This is a genomic window from Paenibacillus psychroresistens (assembly GCF_009728935.1).
GTDB classification, from domain to species: Bacteria; Bacillota; Bacilli; order Paenibacillales; family NBRC-103111; genus Paenibacillus_AC; species Paenibacillus_AC psychroresistens.
The window spans coordinates 1,439,254-1,457,281 of sequence record NZ_CP034235.1; the positions used below are offsets into that span (position 1 = coordinate 1,439,254).

General features: G+C 42.7%; 17 protein-coding genes. 9 read left to right on the forward strand and 8 right to left on the reverse strand.

Features of this window, described 5'->3' with window-relative positions:
* Positions 1 to 19: 19 nt before the first annotated feature.
* Complete coding sequence (locus EHS13_RS06535; protein WP_155699565.1) at positions 20 to 1,072, reverse strand: Gfo/Idh/MocA family protein; 1,053 nt, start codon at positions 1,070 to 1,072, stop codon at positions 20 to 22.
* Positions 1,073 to 1,079: 7 nt separating this feature from the next.
* The gene (locus tag EHS13_RS06540; RefSeq protein WP_155699566.1) at positions 1,080 to 2,168 is read right to left on the reverse strand and encodes an FG-GAP repeat domain-containing protein; all 1,089 of its coding nucleotides are present in this window, start codon (positions 2,166 to 2,168) and stop codon (positions 1,080 to 1,082) included.
* Positions 2,169 to 2,385: 217 nt separating this feature from the next.
* Here EHS13_RS06540 and EHS13_RS06545 point away from each other — a divergent pair, with 217 nt between their 5' ends.
* Positions 2,386 to 3,198: a helix-turn-helix domain-containing protein gene (locus EHS13_RS06545; protein ID WP_162462985.1), complete on the forward strand. Its 813-nt coding sequence runs from the start codon at positions 2,386 to 2,388 to the stop codon at positions 3,196 to 3,198.
* A gap of 35 nt (positions 3,199 to 3,233) precedes the next feature.
* The gene (locus EHS13_RS06550; protein ID WP_162462986.1) at positions 3,234 to 4,124 is read left to right on the forward strand and encodes a helix-turn-helix domain-containing protein; all 891 of its coding nucleotides are present in this window, start codon (positions 3,234 to 3,236) and stop codon (positions 4,122 to 4,124) included.
* A gap of 226 nt (positions 4,125 to 4,350) precedes the next feature.
* Here the strand turns inward: EHS13_RS06550 and EHS13_RS06555 are convergent, their stop codons facing one another.
* The 3 genes from EHS13_RS06555 to EHS13_RS06565 form a co-directional block, all read right to left on the reverse strand.
* Positions 4,351 to 4,647 carry a 2Fe-2S iron-sulfur cluster-binding protein gene (locus EHS13_RS06555; protein ID WP_155699569.1) on the reverse strand — a complete coding sequence of 99 codons (297 nt, stop codon included), beginning with the start codon at positions 4,645 to 4,647 and terminating at the stop codon, positions 4,351 to 4,353.
* Positions 4,640 to 5,929, reverse strand: a complete 1,290-nt coding sequence (locus EHS13_RS06560) for a DUF455 family protein (RefSeq protein ID WP_155699570.1) — start codon at positions 5,927 to 5,929, stop codon at positions 4,640 to 4,642. Before EHS13_RS06560 ends, EHS13_RS06555 begins: the two co-directional genes overlap by 8 nt.
* Before the next feature lie 134 nt (positions 5,930 to 6,063).
* Positions 6,064 to 6,906 carry a helix-turn-helix transcriptional regulator gene (locus EHS13_RS06565; RefSeq protein ID WP_155699571.1) on the reverse strand — a complete coding sequence of 281 codons (843 nt, stop codon included), beginning with the start codon at positions 6,904 to 6,906 and terminating at the stop codon, positions 6,064 to 6,066.
* Between the two features lie 176 nt (positions 6,907 to 7,082).
* Between EHS13_RS06565 and EHS13_RS06570 the strand changes: the two genes are divergently transcribed.
* From EHS13_RS06570 to EHS13_RS06600, 7 genes are all read left to right on the forward strand, one after another.
* Entirely contained in the window at positions 7,083 to 8,003 is a 921-nt protein-coding gene (locus EHS13_RS06570; RefSeq protein ID WP_155699572.1) for an aldo/keto reductase, read from the forward strand.
* Between the two features lie 12 nt (positions 8,004 to 8,015).
* A complete protein-coding gene (locus tag EHS13_RS06575) occupies positions 8,016 to 9,962 on the forward strand; it encodes a DUF8034 domain-containing protein (RefSeq protein ID WP_155699573.1) in 1,947 nt (648 codons plus the stop codon).
* Positions 9,955 to 11,580 (forward strand): family 43 glycosylhydrolase, encoded by a 1,626-nt coding sequence (locus EHS13_RS06580; RefSeq protein ID WP_162462987.1) that lies wholly within the window; start codon positions 9,955 to 9,957, stop codon positions 11,578 to 11,580. Before EHS13_RS06575 ends, EHS13_RS06580 begins: the two co-directional genes overlap by 8 nt.
* 15 nt (positions 11,581 to 11,595) lie before the next feature.
* On the forward strand, positions 11,596 to 11,922 hold the full coding sequence (locus EHS13_RS06585; protein WP_155699575.1) for an L-rhamnose mutarotase: 327 nt from the start codon (positions 11,596 to 11,598) through the stop codon (positions 11,920 to 11,922).
* A 181-nt stretch (positions 11,923 to 12,103) separates the two neighbouring features.
* Positions 12,104 to 12,433, forward strand: coding sequence for a UxaA family hydrolase (locus EHS13_RS06590; protein ID WP_155699576.1), 330 nt, complete (start codon positions 12,104 to 12,106; stop codon positions 12,431 to 12,433).
* A 1-nt stretch (position 12,434) separates the two neighbouring features.
* Positions 12,435 to 13,595 carry a UxaA family hydrolase gene (locus tag EHS13_RS06595; protein WP_155699577.1) on the forward strand — a complete coding sequence of 387 codons (1,161 nt, stop codon included), beginning with the start codon at positions 12,435 to 12,437 and terminating at the stop codon, positions 13,593 to 13,595.
* A gap of 41 nt (positions 13,596 to 13,636) precedes the next feature.
* Complete coding sequence (locus EHS13_RS06600; RefSeq protein WP_155699578.1) at positions 13,637 to 14,467, forward strand: AraC family transcriptional regulator; 831 nt, start codon at positions 13,637 to 13,639, stop codon at positions 14,465 to 14,467.
* A 21-nt stretch (positions 14,468 to 14,488) separates the two neighbouring features.
* On the opposite strand, the gene EHS13_RS06605 is transcribed toward EHS13_RS06600, so the two are convergent.
* From EHS13_RS06605 to EHS13_RS06615, 3 genes are read right to left on the reverse strand one after another with little or no spacing between them, the layout of a single operon-like run.
* Positions 14,489 to 15,583 carry a Ger(x)C family spore germination protein gene (locus EHS13_RS06605; protein ID WP_155699579.1) on the reverse strand — a complete coding sequence of 365 codons (1,095 nt, stop codon included), beginning with the start codon at positions 15,581 to 15,583 and terminating at the stop codon, positions 14,489 to 14,491.
* Entirely contained in the window at positions 15,580 to 16,677 is a 1,098-nt protein-coding gene (locus EHS13_RS06610; RefSeq protein ID WP_155699580.1) for a GerAB/ArcD/ProY family transporter, read from the reverse strand. The genes EHS13_RS06605 and EHS13_RS06610 overlap by 4 nt, the downstream gene beginning before the upstream one ends.
* 17 nt (positions 16,678 to 16,694) lie before the next feature.
* Positions 16,695 to 18,023: a spore germination protein gene (locus EHS13_RS06615; protein ID WP_155699581.1), complete on the reverse strand. Its 1,329-nt coding sequence runs from the start codon at positions 18,021 to 18,023 to the stop codon at positions 16,695 to 16,697.
* Positions 18,024 to 18,028 lie beyond the last annotated feature (5 nt).

Below are 18,028 nucleotides of genomic sequence, written 5' to 3' on the forward strand. Positions count from 1 at the left end.
AATGGATTTTTCAATCAACCTAATATTTAGCCATCATTTGAATATAATCTCGTGCCACCTTTAAATCCTCAAGAGCTTCTTTAGCTGCACAAGGAGCAGGTCTTTCACCGCGAACGGCTGCGAGGAAATTCTTAGCTTGATTACGCATTGCCGATACATTAGGCATAATAGGCTCGGAATAAGAGGGAGCGGACTTCCCATTATCACGCATGACTATCACTCTACCAGCAATTTGGCGAACTAACGGAGCAGGCAAATCAATCTTAATAAACCCTTTCTCAAAAGCAACTAGAATACCCTCATGCCACTCAATTGAAGTGCTGTAAGGCGCCATTTCCAAGGTTACGCAAACCCCACTTTCACTTTCTCCAGCTAATAGGACACCAGAACGATCGGCAAAGGTTACTTTGTAAGGCTCGCCCAATAGAAAACGAATCGCGTTTACTTGATGAATATAGTAGTTGACGAAGATGTCATATTTTTTGCCGTTGGCTTGATCAAACTCTGGCGGCAGCGGTTCAAGCTCTCCAGGTACTCCAGCCTCATCCGTGCCTAGCGGCATATCCGCGCCAGACACCCAATCACCCGGCGGCATGGTTACTCTAATGTAATTCAGCTTGCCAAACTCACCTGACTGCTTCCATTCCTCCACTAGCTTTTTCGCATATTCCATAGCGGGATCGGAGCGTTTATGATAACCAACCATGTGCAATACGCCTAACTCTTCGCTTAAACTAGCTAGCTTTTCGCCTGCTGAAACGGAAAGCGTTAATGGTTTTTCCGTAAATACAGGCAGCCCTGCACGTAAAATATCCGGTATAAGAATACTGTGTCTCGTATATGGCTGTGCGGCTATAATGGCATCAACCCCGCCATGGAGAAGCAGCTCTTCATGACTGCTGAATACTTGAGGAATTCCATAACGTGCAGCAACAGTTTGGGCAAGCTGAGGGCGAGGTTCGGCAATAGCTACTACCTCACATTCCTCTTTAAGCACTGCATAATTAGATAAATGTGCCATCTGTCCCATGCCGCCTGTGCCAACAAATCCAAGCTTCAATTTCCGTGTCATCCCGTTGTCACTCCTTATTCCCTAAGTTTTCGAATAAATACAAGCCATCTTTGCCTGGTGCAACAAGATCCGTCAAGCCGTTTCCATTCAAATCCGCCAGCCAAAAATAAATCCCACAGCCCGTTGCCTCACCAGGTGGCCCGTAATCAATAATATTTTTCTCAAAGCGACCGCCATTGATTTTAAAATAATAAATCCCTACATCATCAAATGCACCGGGATCACCGTCATTATGTGCTCTATACCGTTTGCCAGTAATCAACTCGAGCTCGCCATCCAAGTCAATATCAACCAATTGTAAATCGTGGTATTGCGAGCAGGTTGGATCAATTTCGTGTTTCAGCCAGCTGCGCTTTCCGGAGGCATCAACTTGCTGCTCATACCAATCCAAGCCATAGTTATGCGCTTGCCCAACTATTAAATCGGTTAAGCCGTTTCCAGTAATATCAAGTGAAATGATCGGTACGCTAGCTGAGCCTAATGTGAATTCCGGATGGAAAACCCAAGGGGTTTGAAAAGGGTTTTCGGGCTGCTCTAGCCAGCCATCACAGAGAATTACATCGATTCGGCCATTGCCATTAATATCGCCAAAGCCCATTCCATGGCCGCTCGGGGCTTCCCCAATTACGAATTTATCGAATTTCCCAGTACCACGACCTTGCTCATCTACAACTAGTTTATAGAAAATCTGGGCAACTCCTGGTGTGTTAGGGAAAATTTCAGGAACTCCACAGCCGTCAATATCAATAAAACGCGTGGTTTCAATACTGCCTATTTTATCAATATCAATCGTTTCCCATTCTCCACCGACTGCACCTGGATTACGACGCCATTTCAGCGTTTCTCCCCACCAAGCGCCAGTAATGATATCCAAGTAGCCATCTCCATCTACATCTAGCGGATAATCAGAAAAGTCATCATGATACTCAGAAATCGCCAGAATATCGCAAATTTTATGCTTCTTGACGAAATCAGGACCCTCGTACCAGAACTCTCCACTGACAATATCGAGTTGGCCATCGTTGTTTACATCAAATACAGAGCAGGCTTCAAACTTCGCTGGATCAATTAATCGTTTATTCCATTGGACTGTCAAATTACATCCTCCTTAGAGTTTTCTTCAGAAAACTTTCTTCGTAAGCATAATACTGTGTTTCATAGTTACATCATATCGAAAAGAAAGGGTTTACATAAGAAGCAAGTCAGACAACTAATTATGGTATTCGGACATTTTTATATGAATAGAGTCTTGAATGTGGTATAACGGATACATATCAGTTGGATATCCTAATTCAGGGTTTGGGGTGTTAATTATGCGGGTAGCATTTGACCAAATTGAAATTGAAGTCAATTATCTGGGGTATGTAGCGCCAAAGCCAGGCTGGTTCATCGCAGCACATTCCCATCAGCAATATGAGATGCATTTTATTACTAAGGGCAAAGGGATTAACAAGTTTGAGTCGGGGCAGATTGAGTTTTACAAGAACGTGGTTTATATGGCACCGCCAGGTGAAGTGCATGAGCAATTCTCAGATCTGCAGGATCCAATGGAGATTTTTTTCATGCCGTTTTCGATTATGGGCTTGAAGAAAGATTTACCGCGGATATATGCACCGTTTCCTCTGATCCAGAATGAGCTGCAAACGATCCGTCAGCTTCAAGAAAATCTAGGTGCCTTGAATATCTTTCATGTGCAAATGCGGTTGATTGAACTGATCTGGAAAATCATCTCACCTAGCTTGGAACAGGAAAAAACCGAGGAGCATAGAGGGTCGCCTCATACAGCCTCAGTCTATACGTCATCTCAGCAAATCGTCGAGCAGGCGATTGTTTATATACATAATCATAAGTTAGAAAATCCAGGCATCGAAGAGATTGCGGCTGTTTGCCACATAAGCTCACGGCAATTGTCTAGAGTATTCACTCAAGCGATGCATTCAACGATTCACGCTTTTATTCAGCATGAACGCTATTTATGGGCTTGCCGTGAATTGCTGCAAACCCATAAACCCATAGAAGAAATCAGTGAAGAGCTTCATTTGGGATCAAAGCAATATTTTTCCTCTTGGTTCAAGAGCTTTTCCCTTAAAAGCCCCATGGTTTATCGGAATGATAATTATGGATGAACTGTACAAACAATTCTCATGGAAGAAGGTGCTGTATGGAGAATGTTTTTCGATTACCCCGACTTTATAGCGCAATTCAAATCATCGGCATTAAATATACGCTTGTGGAAGCAAAGTGGTCTTATCCCAGCCATCGCCATCCTTATTTTGACTTTCTTTATTGTGTTCAAGGTGAAATGCAGCAATGGGCTAACGGTCGTCCCTATACGCTAAAAGCAGGAGAAGCAATGATTGTTAAACCGGGTGTTTATCATCATACAGCTCCCCAGTCGGAGAGTGCGGAATACTTTAATTTTCATTTTGATATCGAGATGAGAGAAATACATACGATTTTTCAAATGGACGCTGAACCGGTGCTCATGTATGCTCTAGAGGATCATGAAAGTATACAGAAATGGGTAGAAGATTTTATTATAGATTTCGGCCAGGACCTAAAAGAAATGGACCCTGCCAATGTCAGCGCCAATTTATTCAATCATCTGCAGGCTTCGGTCCGAATTCTGCAAATGAATGCACGTATTATGGAATTGGTTGGTCATCTCGCAAACAGGGTACTAGCCGCGCATCGCTCCAATGTAATCGAAGATACTAAGATCTCCCCCGCACAAATCATGATCGCACGTGAAGTTGCCTACTTACTGGAAACGCAAGCGACGGAAGGCGTACAAATCCAGGAGTTGGCGGATCGGCTTAATCTTAATCGCTCCTATATTACCTTTTGCTTTAAGCAAGTGTACGGTCTCTCGCCACGTGCTTACTTAACCAATCTACGTATAAGAGAGGCGAAGCGGGCCTTGCAGGAAACAGAAGAATCCGTCGAACAAATCGCTGAACGGTTATCCTTTTCTTCATCCGGTCATTTAATTCGTGCGTTCCGTACGGCAATGGGCATTACGCCGCAGCAATTCCGCAAGCACTCTCTTTAAGAGACATTTATTACCTAAGCTACTTTTTACTTTCACAAAATCCATTCCCCATAGATATTTTGCGAATTATCGCTCATTTTCGTTGCTCTAACTGGAATTCCTCCCGTTAATATCCATTATTCAGGAAAATTCAGTAAATAACTGGAATAGCTCCATGTAAATCAGCTGACTAGTAGGAGTCATGATCACTTAAAAATGACTTTTTCAACAGGCAGTACGCCCTGAGCTAAGGGCGTATTTTTCTCGGGGAGACTTTTTCTAGGATAGCGTCGCTTTTGAGCGTACTCATGCAGATTAACCTGCGCCCCATGCTGATTTCTTGCTGTGAGAGCATACATAGCTCTGCATCCTCTTGAATGACCGTTCCTTCCTGGACTTGGAATAAACAAGTACGACAGGTGCCGTTGCGGCAGGAGTATGGAATTTCAATGCCTTGTCGTACAGCTGCATCCAGCACCAATTCCCTAGGACTCACCTCGAAAATTTGGTTGGAAGGCAACAGAGTTACACGATAATCAACCATTGTATTGTTCCTCGATTCGCGTCATTTTCTGCTGAATGGAGCTCATAAAAGGCTCATAGTCCCAACTGGCATGCGCCTTGGCTACCCAATCATGCCACCGTTCGTATACTTCAGCCCGCAGATCTTCGAGAGCTTCGATATCTCCATCAAGAAGGTGAAGCGTCCATTTGTGTCCATACATCAGGTGAATACTCTCGTCGGCCCAATCAAAGTCGAAATCCTGAGCGCTGGCGCTGTCCCCTTCCAGCTCAAAATCGTGCTTCAAGCCACTTTTCCAGCTGGGGCCGTTTATTTCAAATTGATGCAAAAGTGCAAGATTGGCGACTTCCCCAAACGGTGCTTGCGATACGTAGTGATCGCCGTAAACCGGATAATCCACACCGGTCTCAAAGCCCCAAGCCAGCATACGCTCTTCCCCCATCATACAGTGGCGTGACTCGTCAAAGCACCAACGAGCGCAATCCAGATAGAACTCCCATGGCATATCTCGCCAAACCCACATGACTGTACCAACGATTTCCGCAGCCCAGATCTCATTAACATGATTAATGGCTTGCCAGATCTGTCGTTCCATAAATTTGACTGGCGCACGCGGCGGATAATGGTAGGAAGCCGGCTTGAATTTAGGATCACGAGTGGGTGTAAGTGGCGGTACATAAGGTTTGCTGGTAAGAATAAGCTCTGAGACTTCAATTGACGAGGCTTCTCCCTGTTGTGATCCGAATAATCCGCCTAAATCCTCGAGATAGCTGCTCCAGGCAGCTTGCCATTCAGGAGGAACGGGTAGACCCAGCTGCGGTAAATTCTGATAAAGCGGCTGCATATCCAGCAGCTGTTGGCGTATTTCTGCAATGAAGCGGGGGATGATTTCAACGGTTGGCGCATCATCCAGCTTATCGGCAGCTTGCAAATATATTTCATAGGCTTGCACCAAGGCATTTTTGACAACCCAATAAGTAGCTTCAATCAGTTGAGCATCCCGATTGACATGAATTAAGCGCGCGAGAAATAGCTGCAACGCCGGATCATGATCCTGATCTACGTCGCGACGAGGGTAGCGCATTTCCAGAATGCGTGATCGGAGTGCATCAGCACGCAAAGAATCCTGCCAAAGATGATGCGGCAGCTTCTTTTTTAATTCCCAATCTGAGATATTGACCAAATAACCACCTAGCGTGCGCATGATTTCTTTTTCAACTAGATAGAGTCTTTTGAGTAAGTAGGAGGATTGTTCAACAGAGCGTTTTCCGGGATTGCCCATTATAATTGTTTGCGGTTTCATAATGTTTACACCTCGTGGGGGTTGATAGTATAAGATCTGAATCTATTGTACTATCAGAGACCTGGGGAGAACACTACGCTTTGTAGGGAGAAATGATACTTTTGTGAGGGGACTTGAATAACAGTGAGTTAGCCTTAAAAGCCTTTTAATACCCGATAGCTGCGCGGAGACATTTTATAATGGGCGAGAAACTGTTTATTAAATGTACTTAGTGAATCATAACCAGCCTCCATAGCGATTTGAATAATCGGGGTATGGGTTTGCATTAAAGCATGAACGGCAATTTGTAAGCGAAGCTTATTGAGAAATTGGTTGGGAGTAAGCTGTGTGAGCTGCTTAAACCGGCGGTAAAATAAAGTTTTACCCAACCCAGAGATAGCTATAACTTCATTCATATCCATGCTGCTTGCCATATGGGAGACAAGATATCCAATCGATTGAATCAAGCCATCCTCGATAATGGGTGAACTTGAAAGGTCAAGCTGCTCCATTACATACTCATAAAGATAGACTAGAATATTCATGAAATGCAGAAATTGCTTGGTCTTCCAGACGTTCTGCTGTTGTTGTTCCATGACTAAAAGTGCTTGGAGCGAGGATTCATAAATGGCTTTGGCGTAAGGAGAATTCGCCTTCAGCTGTGCAGGCAAGGATTGTGTGATATAAAAAGGGGCGAGCAAGGAATGGCCTCCAGGAATTCCACGAATAACGGAGGGACTGAAGTAGATAAGGATATAGGTGCAGGGAAGATTGGCATCTAATGAATAAATCCAGTGAGCTTCAAAGGGACGGCACATAAATACATCACCGGGCTTGGCTAAGTAGCTCTTATCATTAAACATATAGCGGGATTCATTCTCAAGAATGACGCAAATTTCGAGCATATCATGGATATGCATATCATGCGGCTCAAATCTGCTGGTAGTGCGCTTTATGAAAACGGTGTCTTCTAATTGAATATCTTCGTAATAAACCATAGGATCGCCTGCTTTTACCGGATTATGTAGTTACTCATTATTGTAGCGAACGTGAACAAAATTACAAGTTTTTAAGCTTAATTAAGTAGAGATAATAGTGTGATTTTCGTAGAATGGGGCAGAACACCAAACAAGCTCCATTTTCAAAATAATCCTTAAAGCGAGGAACAAAGCAGATGCAGTATACAACATTCGGCAATATGGATCTTAAGGTTTCCAAGCTAGGTTTAGGTGGTGCACCTTTAGGGGGCGTTTATGAAGAGACGGATAAGGCAGAAATTCAGCGAATGATCCATGAAGCCATTGATCTCGGGATCAATATTATCGATACGGCACCGATATATGCCGATGGAGAGTCAGAGCGCAGAATAGGGCAGGCATTGACTGGAGGGAAACGCGAGCATATTATCCTCACAACCAAGGCAGTACGTTCGGACCGCTCTTACGATTATGCAAGCACAATAAACTCTGTAGAGGATAGCTTGGTACGCTTACAGACAGACTGGATTGATTTGCTGCAGATTCATGATATAGAAGTACAAGCTTGGGATATGATTATGGAGGAAACGATTCCTGCTCTGCAAAAGCTTAAGCAAGCTGGAAAATTTCGATATCTAGGAGCGTCTTCAAGGAATCTCCCGCTTCTAATGAAGTATATGAAAACAGGATTATTCGATTGCATTCAATTTTACACGCGCTATATGCTCATTGACCATACGGCCAAAGAGGAGATACTCCCGTTAGCTAAGGAAATGGGTATAGGTGTAATTAATGGAAGCGTATTGGGAATGGGGGTTCTTGCGGATGCGCCGGGACACTTTTTGAAAGATGAGGTAGTAATTGAGGCCAAACGTAGAGTGGATATGCTGGATTTTCTGAGAAAAAGCGAGCCAAAAGGGCTGATTGAGCCAGCCATGCGGTTTAGCTTAAGCCATCCAGATATACAGGTCACTTTAACTGGAATCTCGACGGTAAATGCTTTGCGGATGAATGTTGCCTTTTGTGATGGTGTTGGCTTGCCGGAGCAAGAGCTTCAAGAGGTATACCGTTTATTTGATCAACAGAAATTATTAACTGATCCTGACTATACGAAATGAGGCGCTTAAATTATGGAGTTGAAAAGTATTGAACAGGAAAGCCAGCTACTAATCCCCAGTATTACACTTAAGAATCAAGTCACACCACCGCAATGGGCATTAACAGAGCGTTTGCTGATTAATCAATTAAATCAAGCAGCGCTAGAATTCGTAGCTCGTTATACTAGAGCTGACGGAACCTTGATCTGGCGCCAGGATTGGCCTGGGATGGATGGATCGGATGATCCTTATGAAGGCTTTATGAATTTAGCATTGCTCTATACCTTAGGCGGCAGCAGTGAATTGCATGAGCTAGCGCGTAAAATCTGGGAAGGCATTACTTGGCAGTGGACGGAGTACGGGCAGGTTCATCGTGAGTTTGATGCGTATTACGATTGGATGCATCATGGCGAAGGGTATCTATATTTATATTTCCTAGGACTAGCAGGTCCTGCAACCTTGAAGGATCGTCAACGGGCGGCAAGGTTTGCTGGCATGTATATCGGAGAAGATGAAGAGGCGAAGAATTATGATGCGCAGCTTAAATTGATCCGCTCACCGATTACAGGCAGCCGTGGGCCGCAATTTGAGCTGACTGCTGAGGATTGGGTCACACATCGTGGTATTCTAGACAATTATTTAGCGCCTTATGAGGATATTCCAGGTGTGGATTTTGCCAGTGGCAAATGCGCTTGGTCCAATGATGAGATCTATGCGGATATTGTGCGTTTGATGAATGAGCGAATGACACGCGGCGATGTACCGCTTAATTTGAACGCGACAGGGCTGGTAACTCATGCGTTTCTCTATTCGGGTGATGATAAATACCGCAGCTGGGTATTGGATTATCTAGCCGTATGGGAAGAAAGAACCCGACAGAATGGTGGAATCATTCCAGATAATGTCGGCTTATCCGGAGAAATCGGTCAGTATAACGATGGCAAATGGTGGGGCGGTTATTATGGATGGCGCTGGCCGCATGGTTTCATGACTATTATTGAGCCGTTGACAAACGCTTGCATGAACGCAGTGCTGTTAACCGGGGACATGGGCCAGCTTGATCTCGCCAGAAACCAGTTGGATGAGAACTTTGCCTTAGGCAAGGAAGTTAATGGCCAATGGCTGGTACCTTACAAATACTTTGATGCGGGATGGGCCGACTATCGCCCAGCAGCACCACGTTATCCGGTTTATCTATGGACGGTATCAATGGCTGATGAGGATCTGAACCGAATTGAACGGATTGCGAAGGATCATGATTGGAATGAAGTAATCATTCCTACAGTTTCCGGAGGAGATAAAAAAACCGGAAGGGATACCAAGCATTATATTGGCAATACCCAGCCTTGGTTTCAATATATCCGCGGCTTAAATCCAGATTATCCACAGCAAATACTTGATGCAAATTGTAAGCTCGTTGAACAGCAATTGACCAAAATGCGCTCAGAAGCAGGGGATCCGCATAACTGGATTACTTCCTATAATGAAGATGATTTCTCCAGTATTCACGCATGGCAGGAAATGTGCCCTGTTTATATGGAAAGCTTGGTACAGCTAACTCTCGGCGGCCCAATGCATATTTCTCACGGAGGATTGCAGCATGCGCGCGTTCGATATTATGATGTCGAGGGGAAACGACCTGGATTACCAGAATCGGTTGCTGCTCTGGTTAAGGAACTCACAGATCGCTCCGTCACTTTAGAGCTAATAAACATCGATTTATTTGCTAAACGCACCCTTATTATCCAAGCGGGTACTTTTGGAGAGCATCGTTTTGAAGAGGTTCATTTCTTGGATGAAGCAGGAGCTTCTGTTGAAACCAGCATCGTTAACAATAAATGGTTGGTGGTTGAGCTTCCCGCAGGCACAGGAGCTAGTCTGCAGATAACCATGTCCCGCTATGTAAACTCACCTTCTTACGATTTGCCTTGGGCAGATCAAGAGAAAAATGTGCTTCTTGAGGGCAGAAAATATGCTTAATGAATATGTGAATCCGGTTTTACCGGGTGACTATCCAGATCCCTCTGTTGTCCGAGTGGGCAATGATTATTATTTGGTGACCTCTACCTTTCAATATTTTCCTGCAGTGCTCATTCTGCACTCTACGGATTTAGTAAATTGGAAGCCAATTGGCCATGTCATTACACGCAAGGAGCAGCTAGATTTAACGGGCATTCCGGATTCATATGGTGTGTTCGCTCCAGATATTTCTTATTATGCAGGCAAGTTTTGGGTGGTTGTACCATTTTTTCATGGACAGCCACGCTGTACGAATCTGTTGTTCGTAGCGGATCGACCTGAAGGTCCTTACGGTGACCCCATCCAGCTCAACCATCATTTTATTGATCCATCGATTTTCAATGATCCGGATGGGAGAAGATACCTTGCATATGGCGGCGGATGGTTGCATGAAATGGCGGCAGATGGTTCTCAGCTGATTGGCGAAGCCAAGCAAGTATGGCCGGGAACCGGAGGAGTAGCACCGGAAGGACCGCATTTAATTAAGCAGAATGATTGGTATTATCTGATTCTGTCAGAAGGTGGAACTTTCTTTGAGCATAAATGTACGGTCGCCCGCAGTAAATCGATTTGGGGTCCTTATGAAGCCAACCCTAGTAACCCAATTCTTCAACAAACGGATATGAATAAAGTGATTCAAAAAACAGGCCATGGCAAGCTAGTGCAAAGTTCAGACGGAGCTTGGTGGATGATGCATCTGGGTGGAAGGCCATTAGGTCCTGGAGGGGCAACTCCCTTGGGACGCGAAACCTTCCTTGCACCAGTGGAATGGAACGAGGACGGTTGGTTTACGGTAGGAGAAGGTGGAAGTCCCGTAGAAAAAATTCAGCTTGCTGCTGATACGCAACCACCTACTAAAGAATTGTCGAATGATCTCCACTACGTAGATTTTTTTCAAACCGAATCACTGGATCCAAGCTGGGAATGGGTGAGACATCCGCTGGAAGCTGGCTATTCGCTAAACAAACAAGGATTGCTTATAAACTGCCTCCCCTATCAGCTGCTTAGCCCACAATCTACCCTTGTGCTGACGCGTAGATGGGAGCATCTCGGTTTTCGGACTGCAGCTAAGCTGAGGTTTATGCCAAAAGCTATTGGTGAAGAAGCGGGTATTATGCTCTATCGAGATCTCGATGCGCAGCTATTATTGACGATACGCAATGGAATTGGTCAAACCTCAGGCCAGAGCTTTGATGTAACTAGATTGCATGAGCAACAGGAGTATAAAGGACTTTACCTTCAAATTGATCAAGTTGAAAATGGCATGCGACGAAAGCTATATCAAAAAAACTTGGAGATCAACGTAGAAGATATTGAAGCAACGGCAAGCTTTCTATTGAGCATTCGCTTAGATGCTGCAACTCAGCTGGTTGGGTTTTCCTTAGCAAAAGAGGATGATAGGGAAGAGGAGCTTCCACTACAGGTTTCGGCTGAGTTCCTCTATCCAGAAAAAGCACCTACCTGGTTGTGCTTTACTGCTCCAAGGATTGGCATTTTTGCCAGAGGAGTTTATGGGACGGAGCATGGAAAGGCTGTATTTGAGAATTTCGAGTATGAGCCTACATTGGTATCTGAATAAAGGGAGTAGATTGTAATGATAACCATGAAGCTTAGGGTGGCTACGCTGCATCCGGATAAAATTGATGAGTACGAACGGTTGCATAATGAAATTCCTGAAATGAACATTAAACATATTAGAGAAGCAGGTTATGCAAAGCTGCAAATTTTCCGTCAAGGCTTACAGCTTATGATGTACCTCGAATGGGATTCGACAACGGAAATACCTGATCGATTTGTCGATGAAGAGGTAGAAGCAGCATGGCATCGGCTGACAGAACCTTGTTTTTCGAGAACATGGGAAGAAGTTCCGATGATATTCAGTTTGGATCAACCAAGGATAAACGGTTATGTCGTCTTTTGAGACGGCGTTTGTCCGGGAATTTAAGATCTGTATATAGGTGAAACTTATACTGTCTTATAATTCAAGATAAATCTTAGTTTTGTGCTAATCCTCGTGTGAAAAATTGTATTCATCGTTGGCTATTTTTCTTATAATGGAAGAAATAGCTGAGGCTAAATAAGCCTGTATAGGAGAACTCAGAATGGCACATGAAATAATCGAAGGCGCAGATAGCTTGGTTATGAATGAGAAAGACGATGTCGCAACCGTTTTGCGCGATATGACTGTTGGTGAATCGATGCGTTATCGTAAAGGTGAAAGCTTAGAAACACTTGTTCTGTTGAATCCGATTGCATTTGGACATAAAGTAGCGATAACACCAATTAAACAAGGTGCTGATGTGTATAAGTACGGTGATGTAATTGGTAGAGCTTCACAGAATATAGAGCCAGGCGAGCATGTTCATGTGCATAATATTGAGGGCGTACGCGGCCGTGGCGATCTTGCACATAAAAACAAAGGAGCCCAATAATATGACAATGATCATGGGTTATGAACGAGCCAACGGTGATATCGGAATCCGCAACCATTTGATTATTATCCCAACGGTTATCTGTGCCAATCATGTCAGCAACCGGATTGCCCAAATGACTCCAGGCGCAATAGTTGTGCCTCATCAGCATGGCTGCAGTCAGATTGGCGATGATATTGTTAGAACCTTCGATGTATTGGCGGGTACTGGGAAGAATCCTAATGTCGGCGGCGTACTAATTGTTAGCTTAGGCTGCGAGGGCATTGACTTGGAAGCATTAGCGGCAGCTATTAAAGTAACCGGCAAGTCAGTCGAATATTTTGATATCCAAACGGTTGGCGGTTCAATTAAATCGATCCAGCATGGAACGGAAATTGCCAAAAGAATGCTAGCAGACCTGGAGCATCAAGCGAAAGTTCCAGTTCCGCTAAACAAGCTTAAGGTTGCTGTTAAATGTGGCGGGTCTGACGCAACATCCGGTTTAGCATCGAATCCTGCTTTAGGTGTGGCTGCTGATAAAATGATTCATGCAGGCGGAAGTATTGTAATTGGCGAGACTACTGAAATTATCGGTGCAGAGCATATTCTGGCTGAACGCTGCATAACGCCGGAAACGAGTGACAAACTATACCACATTGTAGATCGCTTTGAAAAAGAGATTGAACGGATCGGCGCTGATATGCGTGGAGGCAACCCAAGTCCGGGTAATATTGCTGGGGGGCTTTCCACTATTGAAGAAAAATCATTAGGCTGCATCAGCAAATGCGGCACAGAGACGATTAATGGCGTTATTGAATATGCAGAGGATATTCCAGAGCATGGGTTATATTTTATGGACTCGCCAGGTAATGATATTGAATGTGTTTCCGGAATGGCAGCAGGCGGTGTGCATATCGTTTGTTTCACGACAGGCCGTGGGACTCCAACAGGCTCGGCAGTAGTTCCTGTAATTAAAATTACAGGCAACAAACTAACTTTTACCCGTATGGAAGACAATATGGACGTGGATGTAAGCGACATGCTTGCAGGCACATTAAGCCTTGAGCAAGCAGGAGAATCGATTTGGCAGGAAATTCTCGAGGTGGCTGAAGGCAAGCTGACCAAAGCTGAGATTCTCGGCCATCAAGAATTTAGTATTAATCGGATTGGCCCAAGCTTATAATATAGAAAGAAATTTTTTCATTTATAGAATGGGGTATCGAAATGAAACACAGCGATAAGACCTTTTGGAAGCAGTATATTGCTAACCTTCAGGTTGATTTGGCTCACGCAGCTTACACTAAAGTGGAACGTATTTGGGAGGACTTAGACTATACTCCAATTCTTAATAAATTTTACTATATAATCGAGGGAGAAGGTTTTCTGACCATCGATGGTCAAACCTATTATCCGAAGCCCAATGAGCTTTATCTATTGCCTGCAGATGGGGTTCAATCCTATGGAACTATCAATGACGATACATTTGGCAAGTATTGGTGCCATTTTACGGCTAAGATTGGCGAGCTTAATTTATTTCAAGCTTTGGAGACCTCGCGGTTTATTCGGATTGAGCAACCAGAGCAATGGAGAAATAAATTTGAGCGGCTCATCGATTATTCCAACAGTGATAAGTTAACTTCAAGAATTCATACCAATTCGGTGCTTCTAGAAATTATTGCTGACTACATTGAGAGCTGCGATAAAGTTAAGTTTAACCTGAAAGCAACACCGGCTTTTGAGAAGATGAATGTTGTGCTGCAGTACATTGAGGCCCATTTAACGGATAACTTAACAGTAGAAGAGCTCGCGCAAATTGCTCATTTTCATCCGAATTATTTTATTCAGCTGTTTAAGAATTTTACAGGGAACTCACCTATTCAATACATCAACCGTGCCAGATTGGAGAAAGCGAAAAACCTGTTAACCATGACAGAGTTGAATGTTTCCGCCATTGCCGATGCGGTTGGCTTGGAATTTTCTTATTTTTCAAGAATGTTTCGTGAGCATAACGGAGTTTCCCCCACTGCATACCGAGAATTTATTCCAAAAGATTAACAGCCCTATATTTAACTGGATTTATTTAATAAGTCCAGTCCCGCGCAATGAAAACTTCATGTCAACTTCGAATTTAACGTTAGGATATATGCTTTGCCAGTCTTCCCAATCTTGCGTTCTCTTATAGTGGGTGGCTCTATACAGCAAACCAAACCCAAGCGGGTCGATATTGTTCTTTTGCAGCTTTATTAGCAGTTTATTATATTTAGGGATTTCTTCCTCTTCAATTTGTCGTTCTAATTGACTCCAATTGTCATTATAAATAGGCATGGATGTTTCTTCCGTAATTCCTTTAATTTTAATTTTCACATGGATAACAGGCGCTTTTTGATTGTTAGTTTCAATAGAATAATGTCTTTTGAATTTTTGCGCGACTATTTCAATGGGGGTATCACCCATTTTTGATCTGAAGTTGTAAGGTGGAGCGTTCTCAAGCAGTTCCATGAAAAGAAGAGATTCATCGGGATTTAAAATCAGTTTTACTTTTTCTTTGTCTAGTAAAGCAGCTTTGTTCATGATGTAAACTTCTGAGCCAACTTCGATGACAGGCAAATAAGGATCCATACCTAACTCGGTTGTTCGACGATAAAAATCAAACAAATATTCTGTTAATCCTAAAGCCTTCTGCGATCCTGATTCACCAAAGCTCAAGATTAACGCATTCCCGGGATAACGCTCTGATTTGGGTTTTAATTTCAATACGCTCTCGGCACTTGGTCTTCCCAAGGCTAAGTACCCTTCCATTTGGAAATCCCTTTTTCGCGATAACCAGTCTAATGATTCCTTTATACTTTCATAAGCTAAACCTTCACCAAGCATATATATTTTCGTTTGGCCAAAATCAAGCTCCTTATCGAGCTTTGCAGCAATTAATCTTACCGCACCAGAGATAGTTTCGGAATCTTGGGAAAAAATTTGGGTGTTGTCTTTTCCAGGATCTATTTTTTGAATAGGTAAGGCAACCTTCAAGGTGACTCGATAGGGCATATCCTCCTTATTGGATTTATCAATGCCAATGGCGAACACGAAGCTTCGATTATCTATATCCTTGAAGGCGCAGCCTGCTATTAAAAGCAACAAGCTGCAAATGCCTAATGCAATAATGGCTCTTATCATGGACGACGACCTTTCCGGAAAGCTAAAAAGGAGACTGTAGCAACAAGGAGGAATTCTGTAACGAAACGAAATTCTAGCCAGTAAATTGATTTTTCCATGATACTTTTTTCGGTGAATATGTAGAAATACAGTCCCGTCAAAATAGCGATAAAGCTAAGAACAACCCACTTAAATATCTGAGCTTTGCGATTGCTGCTTAACATTTTCTGAGAAAAGCAGCCCTGCAGCAGTTCGATTCCAACATGCATGGTAATCATGGAATACATCAAAGCAAACATCAGAAATACTAATAAGAAAACAAAAATAGCTCGTTCAAATAGCCCGAGTTCAAATCGAATAGAATCAATCGTGGAAATACCCGGATTAACAAAATCCTCGACGCCCATAGTTCCCAAAAAACCGATTGGCATGAAAAAATTCATCGCTAATGTATGTAAACCTAATAAAATAACTAGTGCTATGAACCACCCTTTCATTTTACTGGGGATCGTTCGATTAAATATAGTAAGCCCAACAAAGCCTGAAAATGTACTCGAAGCTTCTGTGATATTACTCCATTTAGGAGCTATAAAAACGTAATCTCGCATTTCCTTAATCGCATTCCACTCTACGCCTGGGCTGAATAGTAATTTAAAAAATAAGAAATAAAACACAGGAGTGCAAATAACAAGTGTGATTTCTAATGTGCTTAAAACCGTTTTGCTGGATCTCGAGGCACCCCAGGCCACAACTAGAAAGAATAAAACGAAGATTGAAGTTAGCTGTAAATTAGGCAAAAGAAAGCGATTAATAATAGCAGATAGACCACCAAGAATAAGGCAGCCCTCGGATAAAAGCAAAATTGAAAAAATACATAATAAACAAGCGGATATCCACTTAGGAAAATATTGAGCTAATATCTCAGGTAATCCTTGATTAGGGAATCGTTCTAATGATTTGCTAAAAATAATAAGGAATAGGGTTCCTATTACAGCGCTTATTAGCATCGCTGCAATACTGCCATTAAAACGGTCGTCCAATAAATGGCGATTCACAAAAAGCAAACCAATCGTCAAAATACTTTCCCATAGTATATAGAAAACATAACGGTTCATATATGGAATCCTTCCACTTACAGTTTGCCGAATTTTTCGTTTTCACCTACAAATATTTTGAGATAGGGCTTACCAAAACTTTTTAAATCAGTCATATAAACAATTAGGCCAAACAAACCGACACCTATTCCAACTATGCCAAAGAAACTAGCCAGAATAATAAACGGATACTTAAGCACGCGCAACGCAAAGCTCATAGCATTTATGGGAACAACGAAATTGGCAATAGCCAGAGTAGATGTGACAATAATCATAATGCTGCTAACGAGATTTGCCTCCTGAGCTGCTTGACCTAGAATTAATCCGCCAACTGTTGTCGCTGCGGCACTAATATATTTGGGGAGGCGTATGCTTGCTTCAATTAAGGCTTCTATTAAGAACATCATAATCATTACTTCAAAAAAGGAAGGATAAGGAACACCCTCGCGGCTTCCTGCAATCGATAAAGTAAGCTGAATTCGAAATAGTTCAGGATTAAAAGAAACAGTAGAAATATAAACAGCCGGAAGTAATATAGTCAGAAAAATACTGACATATCGATTCATGATAATAAAGATGCTAATCCAGAATGATTGGAATATATCGTCCATGGAAGAAATAAAATCAAAAAATACAGCTGGGGCAATTAAGGCAAATCCATTTCCTTGAACAAGGATGACGATTTTGCCCTGTGAAAGGTTTAGAGCAGTGCGGTCTGGTCTTTCAGTCAGCATCATCATTGGAAATAGTGAAAATTTACGATGGGTCAACAGCTTCATGAGATGGCCTGACGAATGGATTATGGAGGGCTGTAGCGCATCAATTCTCAATTGGATATCTTTTAATACGGCTTGATCTACTAATTCGCTGTCATAAATCACGACTATTTCTGTTTGCGGTGCTTGACCAGCCTTTCTCTTGTCTGCAATAAGATTTGGTGAGGGATAACGATGGCGAAGTAGGTTGAGATTTGTTTTAATATCGTCACTAAATGAATTCAGTGACCCATAAATGGCTGTTTCTGAGCTAGATGCTCCAAGCATTTTATTTTCCACATTCGAAGCATTGAATAGATAGGTTTCACCGTCAATTAATACACAGACATGTCCACTCATAAATTTGCTCATGAAATCCGCTTCATTCAGCTTGGAAATGTCAGGGAGAGAATTTAAATACTGTTTATATTCATTCTTATCCGTACATTTCAATATGGAGCTGATTAAATCCGTTTTAATTTTAATTTCATCACAGAGGCTATCTAAATAAAGCAGCTCCATTTCAATATCTTTAATAGCTATTAGCTCGGATTTCAGGTCAGATGTAGAGGAAAGCTGGTCATTAATCAACTTTTTAATGGATAGGGTCATTTAGC

Coding starts and splice junctions, on each gene's coding strand:
- EHS13_RS06555 (WP_155699569.1), bottom strand. CDS start 4,647: ATGGTTGATTATCGTGTAACTCTGTTGCCTTCCAACCAAATTTTCGAG.
- EHS13_RS06560 (WP_155699570.1), bottom strand. CDS start 5,929: ATGAAACCGCAAACAATTATAATGGGCAATCCCGGAAAACGCTCTGTT.
- EHS13_RS06580 (WP_162462987.1), top strand. CDS start 9,955: ATGCTTAATGAATATGTGAATCCGGTTTTACCGGGTGACTATCCAGAT.
- EHS13_RS06585 (WP_155699575.1), top strand. CDS start 11,596: ATGATAACCATGAAGCTTAGGGTGGCTACGCTGCATCCGGATAAAATT.
- EHS13_RS06535 (WP_155699565.1), bottom strand. CDS start 1,072: ATGACACGGAAATTGAAGCTTGGATTTGTTGGCACAGGCGGCATGGGA.
- EHS13_RS06575 (WP_155699573.1), top strand. CDS start 8,016: ATGGAGTTGAAAAGTATTGAACAGGAAAGCCAGCTACTAATCCCCAGT.
- EHS13_RS06590 (WP_155699576.1), top strand. CDS start 12,104: ATGGCACATGAAATAATCGAAGGCGCAGATAGCTTGGTTATGAATGAG.
- EHS13_RS06595 (WP_155699577.1), top strand. CDS start 12,435: ATGACAATGATCATGGGTTATGAACGAGCCAACGGTGATATCGGAATC.
- EHS13_RS06570 (WP_155699572.1), top strand. CDS start 7,083: ATGCAGTATACAACATTCGGCAATATGGATCTTAAGGTTTCCAAGCTA.
- EHS13_RS06600 (WP_155699578.1), top strand. CDS start 13,637: ATGAAACACAGCGATAAGACCTTTTGGAAGCAGTATATTGCTAACCTT.
- EHS13_RS06605 (WP_155699579.1), bottom strand. CDS start 15,583: ATGATAAGAGCCATTATTGCATTAGGCATTTGCAGCTTGTTGCTTTTA.
- EHS13_RS06545 (WP_162462985.1), top strand. CDS start 2,386: ATGCGGGTAGCATTTGACCAAATTGAAATTGAAGTCAATTATCTGGGG.
- EHS13_RS06565 (WP_155699571.1), bottom strand. CDS start 6,906: ATGGTTTATTACGAAGATATTCAATTAGAAGACACCGTTTTCATAAAG.
- EHS13_RS06610 (WP_155699580.1), bottom strand. CDS start 16,677: ATGAACCGTTATGTTTTCTATATACTATGGGAAAGTATTTTGACGATT.
- EHS13_RS06550 (WP_162462986.1), top strand. CDS start 3,234: ATGGAGAATGTTTTTCGATTACCCCGACTTTATAGCGCAATTCAAATC.
- EHS13_RS06615 (WP_155699581.1), bottom strand. CDS start 18,023: ATGACCCTATCCATTAAAAAGTTGATTAATGACCAGCTTTCCTCTACA.